This window comes from Escherichia albertii NBRC 107761 = DSM 17582 (assembly GCF_000759775.1).
Taxonomy (GTDB): domain Bacteria; phylum Pseudomonadota; class Gammaproteobacteria; order Enterobacterales; family Enterobacteriaceae; genus Escherichia; species Escherichia albertii.
Map to the genome: position 1 here is coordinate 1 of NZ_BBMY01000034.1, position 17177 is coordinate 17177.

The window sequence follows — 17177 nt, forward strand, 5'->3', positions numbered from 1 at the left end:
ACAAAAAAAAGCCCGCACTGTCAGGTGCGGGCTTTTTTCTGTGTTTCCTGTACGCGTCAGCCCGCACCGTTACCTGTAGTAATGGTGATGGTGGTGGTAATGGTGGTGCTGATGCGTTTCATGGATGTTGTGTACTCTGTAATTTTTATCTGTCTGTGCGCTATGCCTATATTGGTTAAAGTATTTAGTGACCTAAGTCAATAAAATTTTAATTTACTCACGGCAGGCAATAAGTTCATAAGCTGCTACCAGGCACTCTTTTTTTAATCTGCACAGGAACATATTGCCCGTTGCAGTCAGAATGAAAATCTGAAAATAACCTTCATTGTAATTTTTTATTTGGTGATATTTTTTTCAATATCATGCAGCAAACGATGCAACATTGCGGTATCACGCTGTTCTAAACGCCCGATACGTTGTTGTATCCAGTCCACCAGTTTTGTGTCATCTGCCACCGCTAACGTCGTTAACAACGACATAACGCGTTCGCGTAAAGCACGCAATTGGTATTGATCTGCCGATGCGTCACTTTTCGTCGGTTGTTGTATTAATGTTGCTAATTGATAGCAATAGACCATCACAGCCTGCCCCAGATTAAGCGAAGGATAATCCGCCACCATCGGTACGCCGGTAAGAATATCAGCCAGCGCCAGTTCCTCGTTGGTCAGACCGGAATCTTCCCTGCCAAACACCAGTGCAATATGGTTCATCCACGCCGATTTTTCTGCCAGCAACGGCACCAGCTCCACAGGCGTGGCGTAATAATGATATTTTGCCCGGCTACGTGCGGTGGTGGCGACGGTGAAATCCACGTCCTGCAACGCTTCTTCAAGTGTTGAGAAAACAGCAATATTATCAATAATATCACCAGAGCCATGAGCAACCCAACGCGTAGCTGGTTCCAGATACGCCTGGCTATCGACAATACGCAGTTCGCTAAATCCCATCGTTTTCATTGCCCGCGCCGCTGCACCAATATTTTCTGCTCTGGCTGGAGCAACCAGAATAATCGTTATACGCATGTTGCCACTCTTCTTGACCAAATAACCACGAATAAGATGATTAATGTCAACTTATTACGCGGAGCGAATTTACAAAATATTAACGTAAGTCGCAGAAAAAGCCCTCTACTTAGCTTAAAAAAAGCTAAACTATTTCCTGACCGTACTAATGATTGAATTGTTAAAAAATACTACATATCCTTCTGTTTACTTAGGATAATTTTATAAAAAATAAATCTCGACAATTGGATTCACCACGTTTATTAGTTGTATGATGCAACTAGTTGGATTATTAAAATAATGTGACGAAAGCTAGCATTTAGATACGATGATTTCATCAAACTGTTAACGTGCTACAATTGAACTTGATATATGTCAACGAAGCGTAGTTTTATTGGGTGTCCGGCACGTCTTAGCCTGTTATGTTGCTGTTAAAATGGTTAGGATGACAGCCGTTTTTGACACTGTCGGGTCCTGAGGGAAAGTACCCACGACCAAGCTAATGATGTTGTTGACGTTGATGGAAAGTGCATCAAGAACGCAATTACGTACTTTAGTCATGTTAAGCCGATCATGTTAATTTGCAGCATGCATCAGGCAGGTCAGGGACTTTTGTACTTCCTGTTTCGATTTAGTTGGCAATTTAGGTAGCAAACATGCAGACCCCGCACATTCTTATCGTTGAAGACGAGTTGGTAACACGCAACACGTTGAAAAGTATTTTCGAAGCGGAAGGCTATGATGTTTTCGAAGCGACAGATGGCGCGGAAATGCATCAGATCCTCTCCGAATATGACATCAACCTGGTGATCATGGATATCAATCTGCCGGGTAAGAACGGCCTTCTGTTAGCGCGTGAACTGCGCGAACAGGCGAATGTTGCGTTGATGTTCCTGACTGGCCGTGACAACGAAGTCGATAAAATTCTCGGCCTCGAAATTGGCGCAGATGACTACATCACCAAACCGTTCAACCCGCGTGAACTGACTATCCGTGCACGCAACCTGCTGTCCCGTACCATGAACCTGGGTACTGTCAGCGAAGAACGTCGTAGCGTTGAAAGCTATAAGTTCAATGGTTGGGAACTGGACATCAACAGCCGTTCATTGATCGGCCCTGATGGCGAGCAGTACAAACTGCCACGCAGTGAGTTCCGCGCCATGCTTCACTTCTGCGAAAACCCAGGCAAAATTCAGTCTCGTGCTGAACTGCTGAAGAAAATGACCGGTCGTGAGCTGAAGCCACATGACCGTACCGTAGACGTGACAATCCGTCGTATTCGTAAACACTTCGAATCTACGCCGGATACGCCGGAAATCATCGCCACCATTCACGGTGAAGGTTATCGTTTCTGCGGTGATCTGGAAGATTAATCGGCTTTACTACCGTCCAAAAAACGGCGCTTTTTAGCGCCGTTTTTTATTGCTGTAACCCGCTCTGAATGGCGCGAACACCTTATCCAGCTTACAAAATCGTACAAATGCAATATATTGCACCATCCTCGTAGGCCTGATAAGCGTGGCGCATCAGGCAAATTTACGTTCCTCATCAATTTCAAACGGCGCTTTTTATTTCCAGATACGTAACTCATCGTCCATTGTGACTTCTTTGCTGGCTTTCATTTTCGGCAGTGAAAATGCATACCAGTCGATATTTCGCGTTACAAACATCATACCTGCCAGCGCCGCCACCAGCACACTCGTCCCCAACAGAAGCGCACTATCGGCAGAATTCAACAGTCCCCACATCACACCATCCAGCACCAACAGTGCCACGGTAAACAATATGCTGTTACGCCAGCCTTTTAATACCGCCTGTAAATACACACCGTTTATTACCGCGCCCACCAGACTGGCAATTATCCATGCCAACGTAAAACCAATATGTTCAGAAAGCGCCAGCAAGAGTAAATAAAACATCACCAAAGACAATCCCACCAGCAAATACTGCATCGGGTGTAAACGTTGCGCGGTTAACGTTTCAAAGATAAAAAAGGCCATAAAAGTCAGGGCTATTAATAAGATGGCATATTTAGTCGCACGATCCGTTAATTGATACTGATCGGCGGGCGTAGTTACCGCAACACTAAACGCCGGGAAATCCTCCCAACTGTTATCATTGTCTGTAGCAAAACGTTCTCCGAGGTTATTGGCGAACCAACTACTTTGCCACTGAGCCTGAAAACCTGACGCGCTAATTTCCCGCTTCGCCGGCAAAAAATCACCTAAAAAACTGGGATGCGGCCAGTTACTGGTTAAGGTCATCTCGCTATTACGCCCCGTCGGCACCACGGAAAAATCACCCGTACCGCTTAAATTCAGCGCCATATTCAACTTCAGGTTCTGCTTTAGCCAGTTCCCTTCGGATAAAGGGATATGTACGCCCTGCCCGCCTTGCCCTAATCCCGTTCCGGGCTCAATGACCAGCGCCGTTCCGTTAAACTCAGGCGTTTTCACCACACCAATCCCACGCGCATCGCCAACGCTAATGACAATAAAGGGCTCACCCAGAGTGAGATTAGGGGTATTCAATTCACTCAGGCGCGAAACATCGAAATCGGCTTTCAACATTAAATCACTGTGCCAGACCTGACCGGTATAAATGCCGATCTTGCGTTCTTCCACGTTCTGGTTGCCATCAACCATCAACGATTCCGGTAACCAAAAATGGATAAAACTTCGTTTTCGCTCAACAGTTTTTCCCTCTTCCTGCACCGTATAAAGTTCAGTTACAGGAATAGCGATGAGCGGCCCAATCAACTTTTGCGGCCCGCTGGTGCTTTGCCGAATCGCATCTTCAACATTGCTATGATAATCGGCACGTTCGACAATCACCTGCCGAATCAGCATCAATGGAATCAACAACAGTAATACAGCGCCAAACAGGGTAGCTATCTTCCAGAACAGGGGGGATTTCAACATAGTCTTCTCCTTTGCAATAGCGGCAGTTTACGAAGGCTATGTGGGAAGAATTTGAAGTTATGTGAAGTGACGGTGAAGTCGAAGCGAGGCCAGCACGCCGCCTTCCGGCACGTTGTGCAGCGTAACTTCGCCATTAAGCAAGCGGGCGACTTCACTGACGAACGCCAGCCCCAGACCGCTGCTTTTTTGCCCATTCTCGCGCGGCAAAGAGTAAAAACGCTCAAAAATACGCGAAAGCGCGTAGTCAGGGATGCCACTACCGGTATCCTGAACATTAAGCGTTACATGTTCCTGTTCAACGTGGGCGCTAAGCGTAATGCAGCCATTACCGGGAGTAAAATCGATGGCGTTATCCAGTAAATTTCCTAACGCCTGTTCCAGCAACGCAGGATCAGCGGCAACCTTAACCTCTGAGGAAATAACACTCAGAGTAATATTTTTTTCTGTCAGTTGTACTGCGCGCGCCTCGCTGACATTTCTAAACAGCATGGAAATATCCACTGGCAACAGTGCCACTTCCTGACGATTCTCCAGCCTTGCCTGCCGTAACAATCTTTCAACCAATGCCTGCATACGTACATTCTGCGCCAGAATATTGTCGGTGAAACGTGCCACCACTTCCGGCGGCGGACCTTCGCGTAAAATTTCCGCCGCCCCCCGAATTGCCGCCAGTGGACTTTTCAGCTCATGGGTTAACGCATAGACATACTGCTCAATATAGTTTTTCCCCTCCAGCTTCACGCGCATACTTTCCAGCGCCTGCGCGAGCTTTCGCAGCTCACTACTACCGAGATTGGGGAGAGAAACGGGCTTATTGTCTGTAACGGAATCAGCATAACGGGTGAGTCGGGCAATAGAGCGGTTGATCCACCACACCATTCCTGCACCAATCACCAACGCAATTCCCAGCAAAATAGCGCTGGCCCATAAAATTCGCCGCTCGCTACGTTTAATCACCGGCGCCATCGCCGCATTCGGCTTACCCACGCTCAGGACGCCGATAAGCCGTGAGCCGTCCATAATGGGGGCGGCGACATACATCACCGAGCTTTCGGGGTCAGCAGGGTTTTGCAACGTGCTGCGCGCGCCATACTGACCACGCAACGTTAGCCAGACATCGTTCCAGCGAGAGTAGTCTTGCCCGACGGCTTTATTTGCCGAATCGAACAATACCTTCCCCTGCGCATCAGTCATATAGACATGGTATTCATTGCGGACTTTGTTGATTCCGCCGATATTGGCGCGAAACGGGCGATTTTGCAGTTGGTTAAACGCCTGCGCCAGTTGTCCATGCGCAGGATCGCCAGAGAGCAAATCATGACGCGCCAGCTCCGCCAGCAACGTTGCCGTGTCGATCAACGTTCCTTCCGTCGCCCTTCTAACGCCCGGTTTAACTTCTTTGACAAAAATTGCCAGCACGAACCAGGCCGCTACCGCCACCAGTAAAAAATAGCCCAGCAACAGCCGCATGCCGATGCGCATTACAGGCTCCTCAAGCTGTATCCCATACCGCGATGGGTATTGATCGGTGAAAGCTCGGGGTTGATGGCGCGCAACTTGGCACGCAGCGTTTTAATATGGGTATCGACAGTACGATCGTAGGTATCCTGCGCATCTTCCCAGACACAATCCATCAATTGCTGCCGGGACCAGACGCGACCAGGCGATTTGAGTAATGTTTTCAACAGTAAAAATTCGTACCGTGTCAGCGTTAAGGGCGTATCAAACCAGCTAATTTGTGCCGCTGGCTCATTCAACTCAAAATGTCCAATACGAAGAACGGGAGGCGGCGTCGAGAACTTTTTCACCCGCCGCAGTAAAGTGCGCACTCTGGCGCACACTTCACGAGGGGAAAAAGGTTTAGCCACGTAGTCATCAGCGCCTATCTCCAGCCCAAGCAGACGATCCACCTCTTCACTACGAGCGGTCAGAAACAGCACCGGCAGCGCCGGATGGATAGCCAACAACTGGCGACACAATTCAAAGCCGCTGATATCAGGTAAGCCAACATCGAGAATGATGACGTCGGGAGCCTGCTGGCGCGCTTTGTCCAGCACTGGCAAGCCCCGTTCGAAAACGTCGACGCTAAAACCTTCCTGCTGCAACATGTAGACCAGCGTGTCGGCTATTCCCTGCTCGTCTTCCACTAACCAGACTGTTTCCCGTTTCATATATCGCCCCTGTTATTGCCGCCACGGCATGACAGGTACGGCGCTGATCGCATTTTTAGGTGAACCGTCAACCACTTTATCGGAGTAGGCCAGGTAAGCGAGCGCGTTTCGTTTGGCATCATAGAAACGCACGACCTGTAATGACTTGAAAACCAGCGACGTACGTTTTTTGAATACCACTTCACCCTGAGCTTTGCCGTTCTTAATACGCTCGGTTAGCTCAATTGGCCCCACCTGCTGGCAAGAGATAGCCGCGTCGGAAGTATCTTCCGCCAGACCTAATCCACCTTTAATTCCTCCCGTTTTCGCTCTGCTCACATAGCAAGTGACATTTTTCACATCGGGATCATCAAAAGCCTCAACGACAATTTTGTGATCCGGGCCAATCATTTTAAATACGGTATCGACAGAACCAATTTCTTCCGCATGTACCAACGGTCCCAGCATTATAAGGCTTAAAGACAGGATCAAATGCTTGTATTTCATATTGTTACCACTTTTATAAGTTACACTGAGTAATTAGTTCGCTATAATAAATAACATATTGATTAAGAACAAAATTTCAATATTTTTATTTCCGTCAAGACCTAAAACATACTCTATTAAGAAAAAAACACTGAATGCTAAAACAGCAAAAAATGCTATTATCCAATTACCTGATGTCAGGTGCTCGTTGTTGAAAGGATGAGGATATTTTATGGATCAGGCCGGCATTATTCGCGACTTTTTAATCTGGCTGGAAGGTCATCTGGATCAGCCCCTGTCGCTCGACAATGTAGCGGCGAAAGCAGGTTATTCCAAGTGGCACCTGCAGAGAATGTTTAAAGATGTCACTGGCCATGCTATTGGCGCGTATATTCGTGCTCGTCGTTTGTCGAAATCGGCGGTTGCGCTACGCCTGACCGCGCGTCCGATTCTGGATATTGCGCTGCAATACCGCTTCGACTCTCAACAAACATTTACCCGAGCGTTCAAAAAGCAGTTTGCCCAGACTCCCGCGCTTTACCGTCGTTCTCCAGAATGGAGCGCCTTTGGCATTCGCCCACCGCTGCGTCTGGGTGAGTTCTCTATACCAGAGCACAAATTTGTCACGCTGGAAGATACGCCGCTGATTGGTGTAACGCAGAGCTACTCCTGCTCGCTGGAGCAAATCTCTGACTTCCGCCACGAAATGCGCTACCAGTTCTGGCATGATTTTCTCGGCAACGCACCGACAATCCCACCGGTACTTTACGGCCTGAACGAAACGCGCCCAAGTCAGGATAAAGACGACGAACAAGAAGTGTTCTACACCACCGCACTAGCCCAGGATCAGGCCGATGGTTATGTATTGACAGGGCATCCCGTGCTGTTGCAAGGCGGCGAATATGTAATGTTTACCTACGAAGGTCTGGGAACCGGCGTGCAAGAATTTATCCTGACGGTGTACGGTACGTGCATGCCAATGCTCAACCTGACGCGCCGTAAAGGTCAGGACATTGAGCGATACTACCCGGCAGAAGATGCCAAAGCGGGAGATCGCCCAATTAATCTGCGCTGCGAGCTGCTGATTCCGATCCGTCGTTAACGCTGCAGTTCATCTAATGCAGGGGCATCCAGATGCGAGATGTCCCCTGCGGTTTCCACCACCCACCCCGATGCCAGCCACGGACTTTCCTGGTAATCCACGCGCGAAATAGAACAGTTACGCAGACGCAAGCGGCGTTCTGCCCACGCCGGTAAGCCCAGGATGGTACTCACCAGACACCCCAGCGCAATCCCGTGGCTCACCAGCAGCGGGCGACTTCCAGGAGGTAAATCCCGACAAGATTCCAGCGCAGCATTGACGCGTTCACTGAGTTCCTGCATTGATTCGCCTTCAGGAATACGCCCATCCACCGTGCCGTTCACCAGCTGGCGACGCCAGTTCTCCTCCTCTTCAGTCAGAGAATCAATGTGTCTTTTTTCCAGCACGCCCATATTCAACTCACGCAGGCGGGAATCAAAGATGATGTCACAGCCGCAAGCCTGGGCGATGATTTCTGCCGTACGTCGGGTGCGGCCTAAATCGCTACTGATGATATGTGTAATACCAAGCTCTTTGGCCCGCATCGCCACCTGCATCGCCTGTTGCTCACCTTTTGCGGTCAGCGGGCTGTCAGACTGGCCCTGAATACGTCGTTCGGCGTTCCACTGCGTTTCACCGTGGCGGACAAAATATACCTGTAACATGCTTTTTTTCCGTATACTGCTTTAACGTTAATTTTCTGAGTAATCCTGATTATGCACCAAGTTGTCTGTGCGACCACCAATCCCGCTAAAATTCAGGCCATCCTGCAGGCATTTCACGAGATCTTCGGCGAAGGATCCTGCCATATTGCGTCTGTCGCCGTCGAGAGCGGCGTACCGGAACAACCTTTTGGCAGTGAGGAAACGCGCGCTGGCGCACGAAATCGGGTAGCAAATGCCCGCTGTTTACATCCAGAGGCTGATTTTTGGGTGGCGATTGAAGCGGGGATTGATGGCGACAGCACCTTTAGTTGGGTGGTGATTGAAAACGCCAGCCAACGTGGCGAAGCGCGTTCGGCAACTCTGCCGTTGCCTGCGGTGATTCTGGAGAAAGTACGTGAAGGCGAGGCGCTTGGCCCCGTAATGTCGCGCTATACCGGCATTGATGAGATTGGTCGTAAAGAAGGAGCAATCGGCGTGTTTACCGCCGGGAAACTCACTCGCGCCAGCGTCTATTACCAGGCGGTGATCCTGGCACTGAGTCCGTTTCATAATGCGGTGTATTAAGCGCCTGATGCGACGCTGACGCGTCTTATCAGGCCTACAAAATCAATCGCTTTTTAGCAACACGTCTTCCAGCCACTGACGCAGCTCGACAGGCGCGGCTTTCAGGCTGTTAGATCCACGCGTAATGGTGGCAATGCCTGCACCGAGTTCATTTTTTAACTCGCGCTGGCTCATTTCACCGCGCAACAACTCTTCGACGATACGCACGCGAGTCCCCAATGCTTCGCGTTCATCCGGCGTCAGCATCAGGTTTAGCAGTGGTAAATGGAGATCGTTTTGGTAGGCATTCTTAAGCAAGTCGACAAAGCGTAACCACTCCTGGTGACGCTGTTCTGCCATCGCTGCTGAATAGGGTGATTGTTGAGCCATAGTGTGTCGCCATTGTTAGCGGGGGAAGTCAAATGCCTCCCCCGGTTGTACTCGCTAAAGAGTACGATAGCATATCATAAACGGACAGATCAGTAACGACGCCCCCATTCTGTGGCGCTCATCAAGGTTGGCTTTTCGCCCATGAAATAGCGATAGTACGCGTCATAAGCCAGCACGTTCTTCACATAACCGCGCGTTTCGGAGAATGGAATGCTCTCGACAAACGCCACCGCGTCGATACGCCCCGCGCTGTTGCCAAGCCAGGTGCGTACCCGCCCTGGGCCGGCATTATAGGCTGCCGAGGAGAAAATGCGGTTATTGCCAAACTGCTGATAAACATATTGCAGGTAGCTGGTGCCGATGTTGATGTTAGTTTCTGGATCTAACAATTGCCCAGGGCTGCTGTAACCAGGAATAGAAAACATCTTCACCGTATGGGTCGCCGTACCAGGCATAATCTGCATCAGCCCGCTGGCCCCGACCGGTGACTTCACTTTCGGATTCCAGGCGCTCTCCTGACGAGCAATCGCCATCGCATAGCTTTGCGGGATCTCTTTACCGCTGGTGTAGCGTTTGAAAAGATCGTTGTAGGCCAGCGGGAATCGCTCCTCCAGATGATCCCAAAGTTTTCCGGCGATCGTCGCCTGAACGCTGAGATCCCACCAGTGATTGTTGAAAGCATACCGTGCCAGTTGCGCCTGCTCGGCTTTCGACCTGCTCTTCACCAGATTAGCCCACTCGCTACGCGCGGTATTATCGAGATTCCAGTACATCAGCTCGCGCACGCGCGCCATCTCCGGCCCCTGAATCAGAGCACTGTCGACATTCTGCGACGCTTTATCAATCTTCAGTTGATACTCTTCACCAAGGCGCTGAGCAGCAACCATCGGGTAGAAACCACGCTGCTGCATCAACTGATGTAAAATCTCTTTCGCTTCAGTGTCACGCCCACGTTCCAGCAATAAATCCGCCTGCCAGTAACGCCATTCATCTTTCTCTTTCGCTTCCATCGGCAAGCGTGCCAGCCAGGTATTCAGGCCCCGACGATCGCCAGTACCCAGCGCCATCCGTACGCGGCGTTCAATCAACGACGTGGATTGCGAGCGCATAATGGCGTCATCGCGCCATTTTGCTTGTTCGTCAGTGACATCGTTGCCCATCAAACGCCAGGCAACGATATCGCGCAGTTCCTGAATCTGATCTTCATTAAGCTGCTGCGCCTGAGCAAGCGAAGGGATCATCAGCCGTGCGTTTTCTGCATCCTGGCGCGCGACGCTGGCAAAGGCTACTGCCGCCATCTGACGGGTAAAATCGGTCGCTCCAGTTGTACGCGCAAAGGTCAGCACCGTATTAGGGTTGTTCGCCAGTGAAATGATTGCCGAAGCGATAGTCTGGTAATCGGCTGGCATCTGCCCTGCCAGCACGGTCACCAGACCTGTGTTACCCGCTTTCATCGCCAGGCGGATACGCTCTAAATACGCCAGCGGATCTTGTTTGCCTGACGCGCGCCAGACGCTAAATAATTTGTCACAAGCATTAGGCTGGCTCTTGCCGGTTAGCCACAGCTCTTTCGCCCCTTGCCAGGCTTCTTCACTCTGCCCGGTGTTCCATTTTGCATAGTAGTAATTACATTGCGCTTCGGTAGTCGCAGGCTTTTCCGGGCTAAACGCTAACAAGCCACGCCAGTCTTCGCGTCTCGCCAGTTCATTGACGAAACGTGATTGCAGCGTGCGAGCCGGAGGAAGCGTAGGGTTGGCACGAACAAAGTTAGTGACCGTGATCGCCGGTTGATTCATTAAATCATCAGTAATCTGGCGATATTCCAGATAGGGGTAAAGCGGATAATCCTTCAGGGATGGCATAATTTGTTCGACCACATCCATTTGTCGATTATCCCAGGCCTGCTTAATTTGCGCGTAGCGGCTACGCTGCTCATCCAGTGAGTCGGCTCGCGCCACGCTGCTGACCGTCAGCAGACAGACACCGGCAGCCAACAGCCGCCAGGTAACTTGTTTGGCTTTTTCCACAAGCGCATCCTCTAAGTGTCAATACATCAATGCAGCATCATGCCGCGTAATAGATTTATGCTAACCAGTCATTGCCGTTTGCGCCACGTTACGGACACTTTTTTACTTTTACGGGGTGATCGACTGGCTGGGATTAGACAGGGAAACAGGCTACACTTCGCCTTTGAAAACTCATTATCACGATAAACATAGAGGCGAAGTCCAACGTGGCTCAATTCGTTTATACCATGCATCGTGTCGGCAAAGTTGTTCCGCCGAAACGTCATATTTTGAAAAACATCTCTCTGAGTTTCTTCCCTGGGGCAAAAATCGGCGTCCTGGGTCTGAACGGCGCGGGTAAATCTACCCTGCTGCGCATTATGGCGGGCATTGATAAAGACATCGAAGGCGAAGCTCGCCCGCAGCCAGATATTAAGATTGGTTATTTGCCGCAGGAACCGCAACTGAACCCGGAACACACGGTGCGTGAATCCGTGGAAGAAGCGCTTTCTGAAGTGGTTAATGCGCTGAAACGTCTGGACGAAGTGTATGCGCTGTATGCCGATCCAGATGCTGATTTTGACAAACTGGCTGCTGAGCAGGGCCGTCTGGAAGAAATCATTCAGGCTCACGACGGTCATAACCTGAACGTGCAACTGGAGCGCGCGGCGGATGCGCTGCGTCTGCCGGACTGGGAGGCAAAAATCGCTAACCTCTCCGGTGGTGAGCGTCGTCGCGTGGCGTTGTGCCGCCTGCTGTTAGAAAAACCAGACATGCTGCTGCTCGACGAACCGACCAACCACCTGGATGCGGAATCCGTGGCATGGCTGGAGCGCTTCCTGCACGACTTCGAAGGCACCGTGGTGGCGATTACCCACGACCGTTACTTCCTCGATAACGTCGCTGGCTGGATCCTCGAACTTGACCGTGGTGAAGGTATTCCATGGGAAGGCAACTACTCCTCCTGGCTGGAGCAGAAAGATCAGCGTCTGGCGCAAGAAGCTTCACAAGAAGCAGCGCGTCGTAAATCGATTGAGAAAGAGCTGGAATGGGTGCGTCAGGGCACAAAAGGCCGTCAGTCGAAAGGCAAAGCGCGTCTGGCACGCTTTGAAGAGCTGAACAGCACCGAATATCAGAAACGTAACGAAACCAACGAACTGTTTATTCCACCTGGACCGCGTCTGGGCGATAAAGTGCTGGAAGTCAGCAACCTGCGTAAATCCTACGGCGATCGCCTGCTGATTGATGACCTGAGCTTCTCGATCCCGAAAGGGGCAATCGTTGGGATCATCGGTCCGAACGGCGCGGGTAAATCGACACTGTTCCGTATGATCTCCGGTCAGGAACAGCCGGACAGCGGCACCATCACTTTGGGTGAAACGGTGAAACTGGCGTCGGTTGATCAGTTCCGTGACTCAATGGATAACAGCAAAACCGTTTGGGAAGAAGTTTCCGGCGGGCTGGATATCATGAAGATCGGCAACACTGAGATGCCAAGCCGCGCCTACGTTGGCCGCTTTAACTTTAAAGGGGTTGATCAGGGTAAACGCGTTGGCGAACTCTCCGGCGGTGAGCGCGGTCGTCTGCATCTGGCGAAGCTGCTGCAGGTTGGCGGCAACATGCTGCTGCTCGACGAACCGACCAACGACCTGGATATCGAAACCCTGCGCGCGCTGGAAAACGCCCTGCTGGAGTTCCCGGGCTGTGCGATGGTTATCTCGCACGACCGTTGGTTCCTCGACCGTATCGCCACGCACATTCTGGATTACCAGGATGAAGGTAAAGTTGAGTTCTTCGAAGGTAACTTTACCGAGTACGAAGAGTACAAGAAACGCACGCTGGGCGCAGACGCGCTGGAGCCGAAGCGTATCAAGTACAAGCGTATTGCGAAGTAATGCGTAAAATGCCGGATGCGGCGTAAACGCCTTATCCGGCCTACAAAACCAGCGATTTCAATACGTTGTGACACTCCAGGTCTGATAAGACGCGGTAAGCATCGCATCAGGCATTAGACTCCGAATGCCCGATGCGGCGTGAACGCCTTATCCGACCTACAAACCCAGCGATTTCAATACGCTGTGAAACTCCAGGCCTGATAAGACGCGGTAAGCGTCGCATCAGGCATTAGACTCTGAATGCCGGATGCGTCGTAAGCGCCTTATCCGGCCTCAAACCCAGCAATTTCAATACGTTGTGAAACCGTGGGCCTGATAAGACGCGATAAGCATCGCATCAGGCATTGGGTCTTATCTCTGCTCCCCCATCATCTCCCGCACCAGCTCCACGCAGCGCAGGAAACGGCTGTCGTAATCGTCCTCTTCAACCCGCACGAATTCGATATTGTTCTCTTCCAGCATCTCCACCAGCAAATTCTGGAACTCTTTACGATCCACCGAACTACCGAGGCTGCGTAAACCATCCGCCACCCACGGCGTGTTATTCTCCAGCAGGATCACCAGATCAAAACGATATTCATCGATCAGCGCCTGTACGAACGGATGTTCACGCCCTTCGTACTTTTTGCAGAACGCCTGGGTAGTGACAAAATCGGTGTCGATAAACGCCACTTTATTAGCGTATTTCACTGCAAAATCAATATATTGCGCATGTCCCAGCGCGATTTTATCGTAGTCGGAATACTGCAGCGCAATCTCATCGCCGCCGAGGTGCGAAAAAACATAATCGCGACCATATTCCCACGCACTGGTAGTGTTGAAAATATTGGCAAGTTTGTTTACCAGGGTGGATTTACCGCTAGATTCACCACCGAGGATCGCCACAGTACGCACAAAAAACGGCTTCACTTCGGTAGGAATATATTCCCAGTAGCGGAACGGGTTTTCGCGGATCTGCGCACCGCTGATATTCATAAAAGTGCGTTTCGGATCGACCAGCACCGTCTTGATCCCCAGATGTTCCATATACTGCGGCGCGTCGGCTTCTTCCGAGGTGTAGATCAAGTCCGGCTGGATCCCCTTCTCGACCATAAACTTTTTGATGCCGTTGCTCCACACATCCCAGCCGTGCGGATACGGCTCCATGCCCTCTTCGTTGAAAGCATGAATACGGATATTTTTCTGATACTTAAAGGTTTGCAATAACCAACGCAGACGATCCGGCACCGTTGGCTGCTGCGACATAGCGCTGTCCTCAAACAACGCGCGGTCACGGGTATCATCAAAGCCCATAATGATATGCAGCTCGTCAACCTGGCTACAGGCGCGCTGGATTAGATAGATATGTCCAGTATGCAGCGGGTAAAACTTACCGAATACAACGCCGATCGTTTTCTTCTGGCGGGGAAACTCCAGCCCCAAAAAACGGTGTAACGCCTCCAGCTTTTGCGCACTGGGGCTTTTAATTTTGGCATTCAGTAACTGGCTTAAATACCCTTTGGTCATACCGCTGGCATCGGCTACCTGCTGTAGCGTGCAGCCCTGTTGCTTGATGGCAGTTTTCAGGTAATCAAATGACGACATATCTCCCTCCGTATCTCTCATTATAAGTCGTCAAACACGCTGAGCGCGTCGGAGAGTTTTTTAACGCCAAAAATCTGCATCCCTTCCGGCGCTTTTTTCGGTACGTTGGCTGCCGGAACAATCGCCCGGCGAAAACCGTGTTTCGCCGCTTCAGAGATTCGTTCCTGACCGCTGGGCACCGGACGGATCTCACCTGCCAGCCCCACTTCACCAAACACCACCAGATCCTGCGGCAGCGGCCTGTCGCGCAGGCTGGAAACCATCGCCAGCAGTAATGCTAAGTCGGCACTGGTTTCGGTCACCTTCACACCGCCGACCACGTTTACAAACACATCCTGATCGGCCATTTGCAGACCACCGTGACGGTGCAGCACCGCCAGCAGGATCGCCAGTCGGTTTTGCTCCAGCCCAACCGCCACGCGGCGTGGATTCGCCATCATCGAGTGATCGACCAGCGCCTGGATCTCAACCAGCAGCGGGCGCGTTCCTTCCCACACAACCATAACCGAACTGCCGGAGGTCACTTCATCGCCACGGCTTAAGAAGATGGCGGAAGGGTTGCTGACTTCGCGCAGCCCCTGTTCAGTCATCGCGAAAACGCCCAGCTCATTCACCGCACCGAAGCGGTTTTTATGGCTGCGTAAGGTGCGAAAACGGGAGTCGGCATCGCCATCCAGAAGCACCGAACAGTCGATACAGTGTTCCAGCACTTTAGGGCCAGCCAGCGAGCCATCTTTAGTGACGTGACCCACCATGACAATCGCCACACCGCGCGTTTTGGCGAAGCGCGTCAGGTAAGCCGCCGTTTCACGCACCTGCGCCACGCTGCCTGGCGAAGACTGCACATCAGCCATGTGCATCACCTGGATAGAGTCGATCACCATCAGCTTCGGTTGCTCTTCTTCGGCAATCAGGCAGATCTGTTCGATGCTGGTTTCCGACAGCATATTCAGGTTATCAGTCGGCAGGCCGAGACGGTGAGCACGCATCGCCACCTGTTGCAGCGACTCTTCGCCGGTGACATACAGCGTTTTCATCTGCTGCGCCAGTTTGCACAATGTTTGCAGCAACAGCGTGGATTTCCCGGCACCGGGGTTACCGCCAATCAGAATGGCGCTTCCCGGCACAACGCCGCCGCCTAACACGCGGTCAAATTCTTTAAATCCGGTGGAAAAACGCGGCAGCTCTTCAAGGCTGATATCGGAGAGTTTCTGGACTTTCGCCACCCCGGTGCTACCGGCATAGCCACTCAGACGCTCGTTACGCGCCACCGTTGGCGACGCGGCAAGACGTACCTCGGTGATGGTATTCCAGGCATGGCAGGCGCTGCACTGTCCCTGCCAGCGCGGATAATCTGCCCCACATTCATTACAAACAAAGGCGCGTTTTGGAGCTTTTGCCACGGTGTACCTCGTTAATGCTGTGCCGCCCGCAGAATGACGGGCGTACAATTACTTCTGATTCAGACTGCCAGAGAGGATGCAGAATACGCCCATCAGGTCGGCGTGACGGATGGTCACTTCCGTCTTTTCATTCACTTTTGGCTTGGCATGGTAGGCAATTCCCAGCCCCGCTGCTTTGATCATCGGCAGGTCGTTGGCGCCATCGCCAATCGCCACTGTCTGCGCCAACGGGATTTCATACTCCTGCGCCAGGCGAGTCAGTGTTTTCGCTTTGTACTGTGCATCTACAATGTCGCCGATCACATTGCCGGTAAATTTACCGTCCATGATCTCCAGTTCATTGGCTACCACGGCGGTTAATCGCAGCTTGTCGCGCAGATATTCAGCAAAGAAGGTAAACCCGCCGGAGGCAATCGCCACTTTCCAGCCCAGCGTTTCCAGCTTGAGTACCAATTGCGTTAATCCTGGCATCAGCGGCAGATTTTCACGCACCTGTAGCAAAATGTTCGCGTCAGCGCCTTTCAGCGTCGCCACGCGACTGCGCAGACTGGCGGTAAAATCGAGTTCCCCGCGCATCGCCCGTTCGGTCACTTCCGCCACCATCTCGCCCGTTCCGGCCAGCCTGGCAATTTCATCAATACATTCAATCTGGATGGCGGTGGAGTCCATATCCATCACCAACAGCCCCGGCGTACGCAAATGTGGAATTTTCCCCAACGGCGCGACATCCAGTTGCGCTTCATGGGCCAGACGCGTTGCTCGCGCGGTGAGTGAACCTGCCAGACGAATCACCTGATAATCTTCCACACACCAGGCGGCGACAATCACCATCGCCGCGCCAAGTTTGCTCTGGTACTGGGTCAGACGTTGTTTATCCAGCCCTCGACCATACAGCAGCCAGCCGCTACGACCTGCGTGGTAATCCAGTGGCATGACTTCATCACCACTTAATGAAAGAGGCAGACCTGGCCATAAAGAGACATCTTCAGGCAGATCGCACCAGGTAATGTTAGGCATTAAGGCTCCTGTAAAATCGTTCGAAGCAGGGAAAA

The 17177-nt window shown here is 51.5% G+C and carries 17 protein-coding genes and 1 other annotated feature; of the genes, 4 read left to right on the forward strand and 13 right to left on the reverse strand.

What is annotated here, in order from left to right; translation table 11 throughout:
• Position 1: 1 nt before the first annotated feature.
• Positions 2–121: a sequence feature (Thr leader region), on the reverse strand.
• The 3 genes from thrL to yjjY form a co-directional block, all read right to left on the reverse strand.
• Positions 57–122, reverse strand: coding sequence for a thr operon leader peptide (gene thrL / locus EA14781_RS08330; protein WP_001386572.1), 66 nt, complete (start codon positions 120–122; stop codon positions 57–59). Its footprint overlaps the feature before it by 65 nt.
• Before the next feature lie 213 nt (positions 123–335).
• The gene (locus tag EA14781_RS08335) at positions 336–1022 is read right to left on the reverse strand and encodes a tRNA/rRNA methyltransferase (RefSeq protein WP_001223201.1); all 687 of its coding nucleotides are present in this window, start codon (positions 1020–1022) and stop codon (positions 336–338) included.
• 399 nt (positions 1023–1421) lie between these two features.
• Positions 1422–1562 carry a YjjY family protein gene (yjjY, locus tag EA14781_RS08340; protein ID WP_001303782.1) on the reverse strand — a complete coding sequence of 47 codons (141 nt, stop codon included), beginning with the start codon at positions 1560–1562 and terminating at the stop codon, positions 1422–1424.
• 95 nt (positions 1563–1657) lie between these two features.
• On the opposite strand from yjjY, the gene arcA reads away from it, so the two are divergent.
• Positions 1658–2374, forward strand: a complete 717-nt coding sequence (gene arcA / locus EA14781_RS08345) for a two-component system response regulator ArcA (protein WP_001194358.1) — start codon at positions 1658–1660, stop codon at positions 2372–2374.
• Positions 2375–2569: 195 nt separating this feature from the next.
• Here arcA and creD read toward each other — a convergent pair whose 3' ends face one another.
• The 4 genes from creD to creA are packed head-to-tail and all read right to left on the reverse strand — an operon-like array spanning position 2570 to position 6579.
• Complete coding sequence (gene creD / locus EA14781_RS08350; RefSeq protein ID WP_000920289.1) at positions 2570–3922, reverse strand: cell envelope integrity protein CreD; 1353 nt, start codon at positions 3920–3922, stop codon at positions 2570–2572.
• A 57-nt stretch (positions 3923–3979) separates the two neighbouring features.
• On the reverse strand, positions 3980–5404 hold the full coding sequence (creC, locus tag EA14781_RS08355; protein WP_001219553.1) for a two-component system sensor histidine kinase CreC: 1425 nt from the start codon (positions 5402–5404) through the stop codon (positions 3980–3982).
• Positions 5404–6093 carry a two-component system response regulator CreB gene (creB, locus tag EA14781_RS08360; RefSeq protein WP_000818074.1) on the reverse strand — a complete coding sequence of 230 codons (690 nt, stop codon included), beginning with the start codon at positions 6091–6093 and terminating at the stop codon, positions 5404–5406. Before creB ends, creC begins: the two co-directional genes overlap by 1 nt.
• 12 nt (positions 6094–6105) lie before the next feature.
• Positions 6106–6579, reverse strand: coding sequence for a protein CreA (creA, locus tag EA14781_RS08365; RefSeq protein ID WP_000875490.1), 474 nt, complete (start codon positions 6577–6579; stop codon positions 6106–6108).
• A gap of 211 nt (positions 6580–6790) precedes the next feature.
• Here creA and robA point away from each other — a divergent pair, with 211 nt between their 5' ends.
• Positions 6791–7660, forward strand: a complete 870-nt coding sequence (gene robA, locus EA14781_RS08370; RefSeq protein WP_000371656.1) for an MDR efflux pump AcrAB transcriptional activator RobA — start codon at positions 6791–6793, stop codon at positions 7658–7660.
• On the opposite strand, the gene gpmB is transcribed toward robA, so the two are convergent.
• Positions 7657–8304 (reverse strand): 2,3-diphosphoglycerate-dependent phosphoglycerate mutase GpmB, encoded by a 648-nt coding sequence (gene gpmB, locus EA14781_RS08375; RefSeq protein ID WP_000942331.1) that lies wholly within the window; start codon positions 8302–8304, stop codon positions 7657–7659. The genes robA and gpmB overlap by 4 nt on opposite strands.
• Before the next feature lie 51 nt (positions 8305–8355).
• Here gpmB and yjjX point away from each other — a divergent pair, with 51 nt between their 5' ends.
• Positions 8356–8868, forward strand: a complete 513-nt coding sequence (gene yjjX, locus EA14781_RS08380; protein WP_000554402.1) for an inosine/xanthosine triphosphatase — start codon at positions 8356–8358, stop codon at positions 8866–8868.
• A gap of 42 nt (positions 8869–8910) precedes the next feature.
• On the opposite strand, the gene trpR is transcribed toward yjjX, so the two are convergent.
• Both trpR and sltY read right to left on the reverse strand, forming a co-directional pair.
• Entirely contained in the window at positions 8911–9237 is a 327-nt protein-coding gene (gene trpR, locus EA14781_RS08385) for a trp operon repressor (RefSeq protein WP_000068677.1), read from the reverse strand.
• A gap of 89 nt (positions 9238–9326) precedes the next feature.
• A complete protein-coding gene (sltY, locus tag EA14781_RS08390; protein WP_000409435.1) occupies positions 9327–11264 on the reverse strand; it encodes a murein transglycosylase in 1938 nt (645 codons plus the stop codon).
• Positions 11265–11470: 206 nt separating this feature from the next.
• On the opposite strand from sltY, the gene ettA reads away from it, so the two are divergent.
• Complete coding sequence (gene ettA / locus EA14781_RS08395) at positions 11471–13138, forward strand: energy-dependent translational throttle protein EttA (RefSeq protein ID WP_000046764.1); 1668 nt, start codon at positions 11471–11473, stop codon at positions 13136–13138.
• Between the two features lie 351 nt (positions 13139–13489).
• On the opposite strand, the gene nadR is transcribed toward ettA, so the two are convergent.
• From nadR to serB, 3 genes are read right to left on the reverse strand one after another with little or no spacing between them, the layout of a single operon-like run.
• Positions 13490–14722, reverse strand: coding sequence for a multifunctional transcriptional regulator/nicotinamide-nucleotide adenylyltransferase/ribosylnicotinamide kinase NadR (gene nadR / locus EA14781_RS08400; protein ID WP_000093821.1), 1233 nt, complete (start codon positions 14720–14722; stop codon positions 13490–13492).
• A gap of 20 nt (positions 14723–14742) precedes the next feature.
• Positions 14743–16125: a DNA repair protein RadA gene (gene radA, locus EA14781_RS08405; RefSeq protein ID WP_001029712.1), complete on the reverse strand. Its 1383-nt coding sequence runs from the start codon at positions 16123–16125 to the stop codon at positions 14743–14745.
• Positions 16126–16173: 48 nt separating this feature from the next.
• The gene (gene serB, locus EA14781_RS08410; protein ID WP_001132970.1) at positions 16174–17142 is read right to left on the reverse strand and encodes a phosphoserine phosphatase; all 969 of its coding nucleotides are present in this window, start codon (positions 17140–17142) and stop codon (positions 16174–16176) included.
• Positions 17143–17177 lie beyond the last annotated feature (35 nt).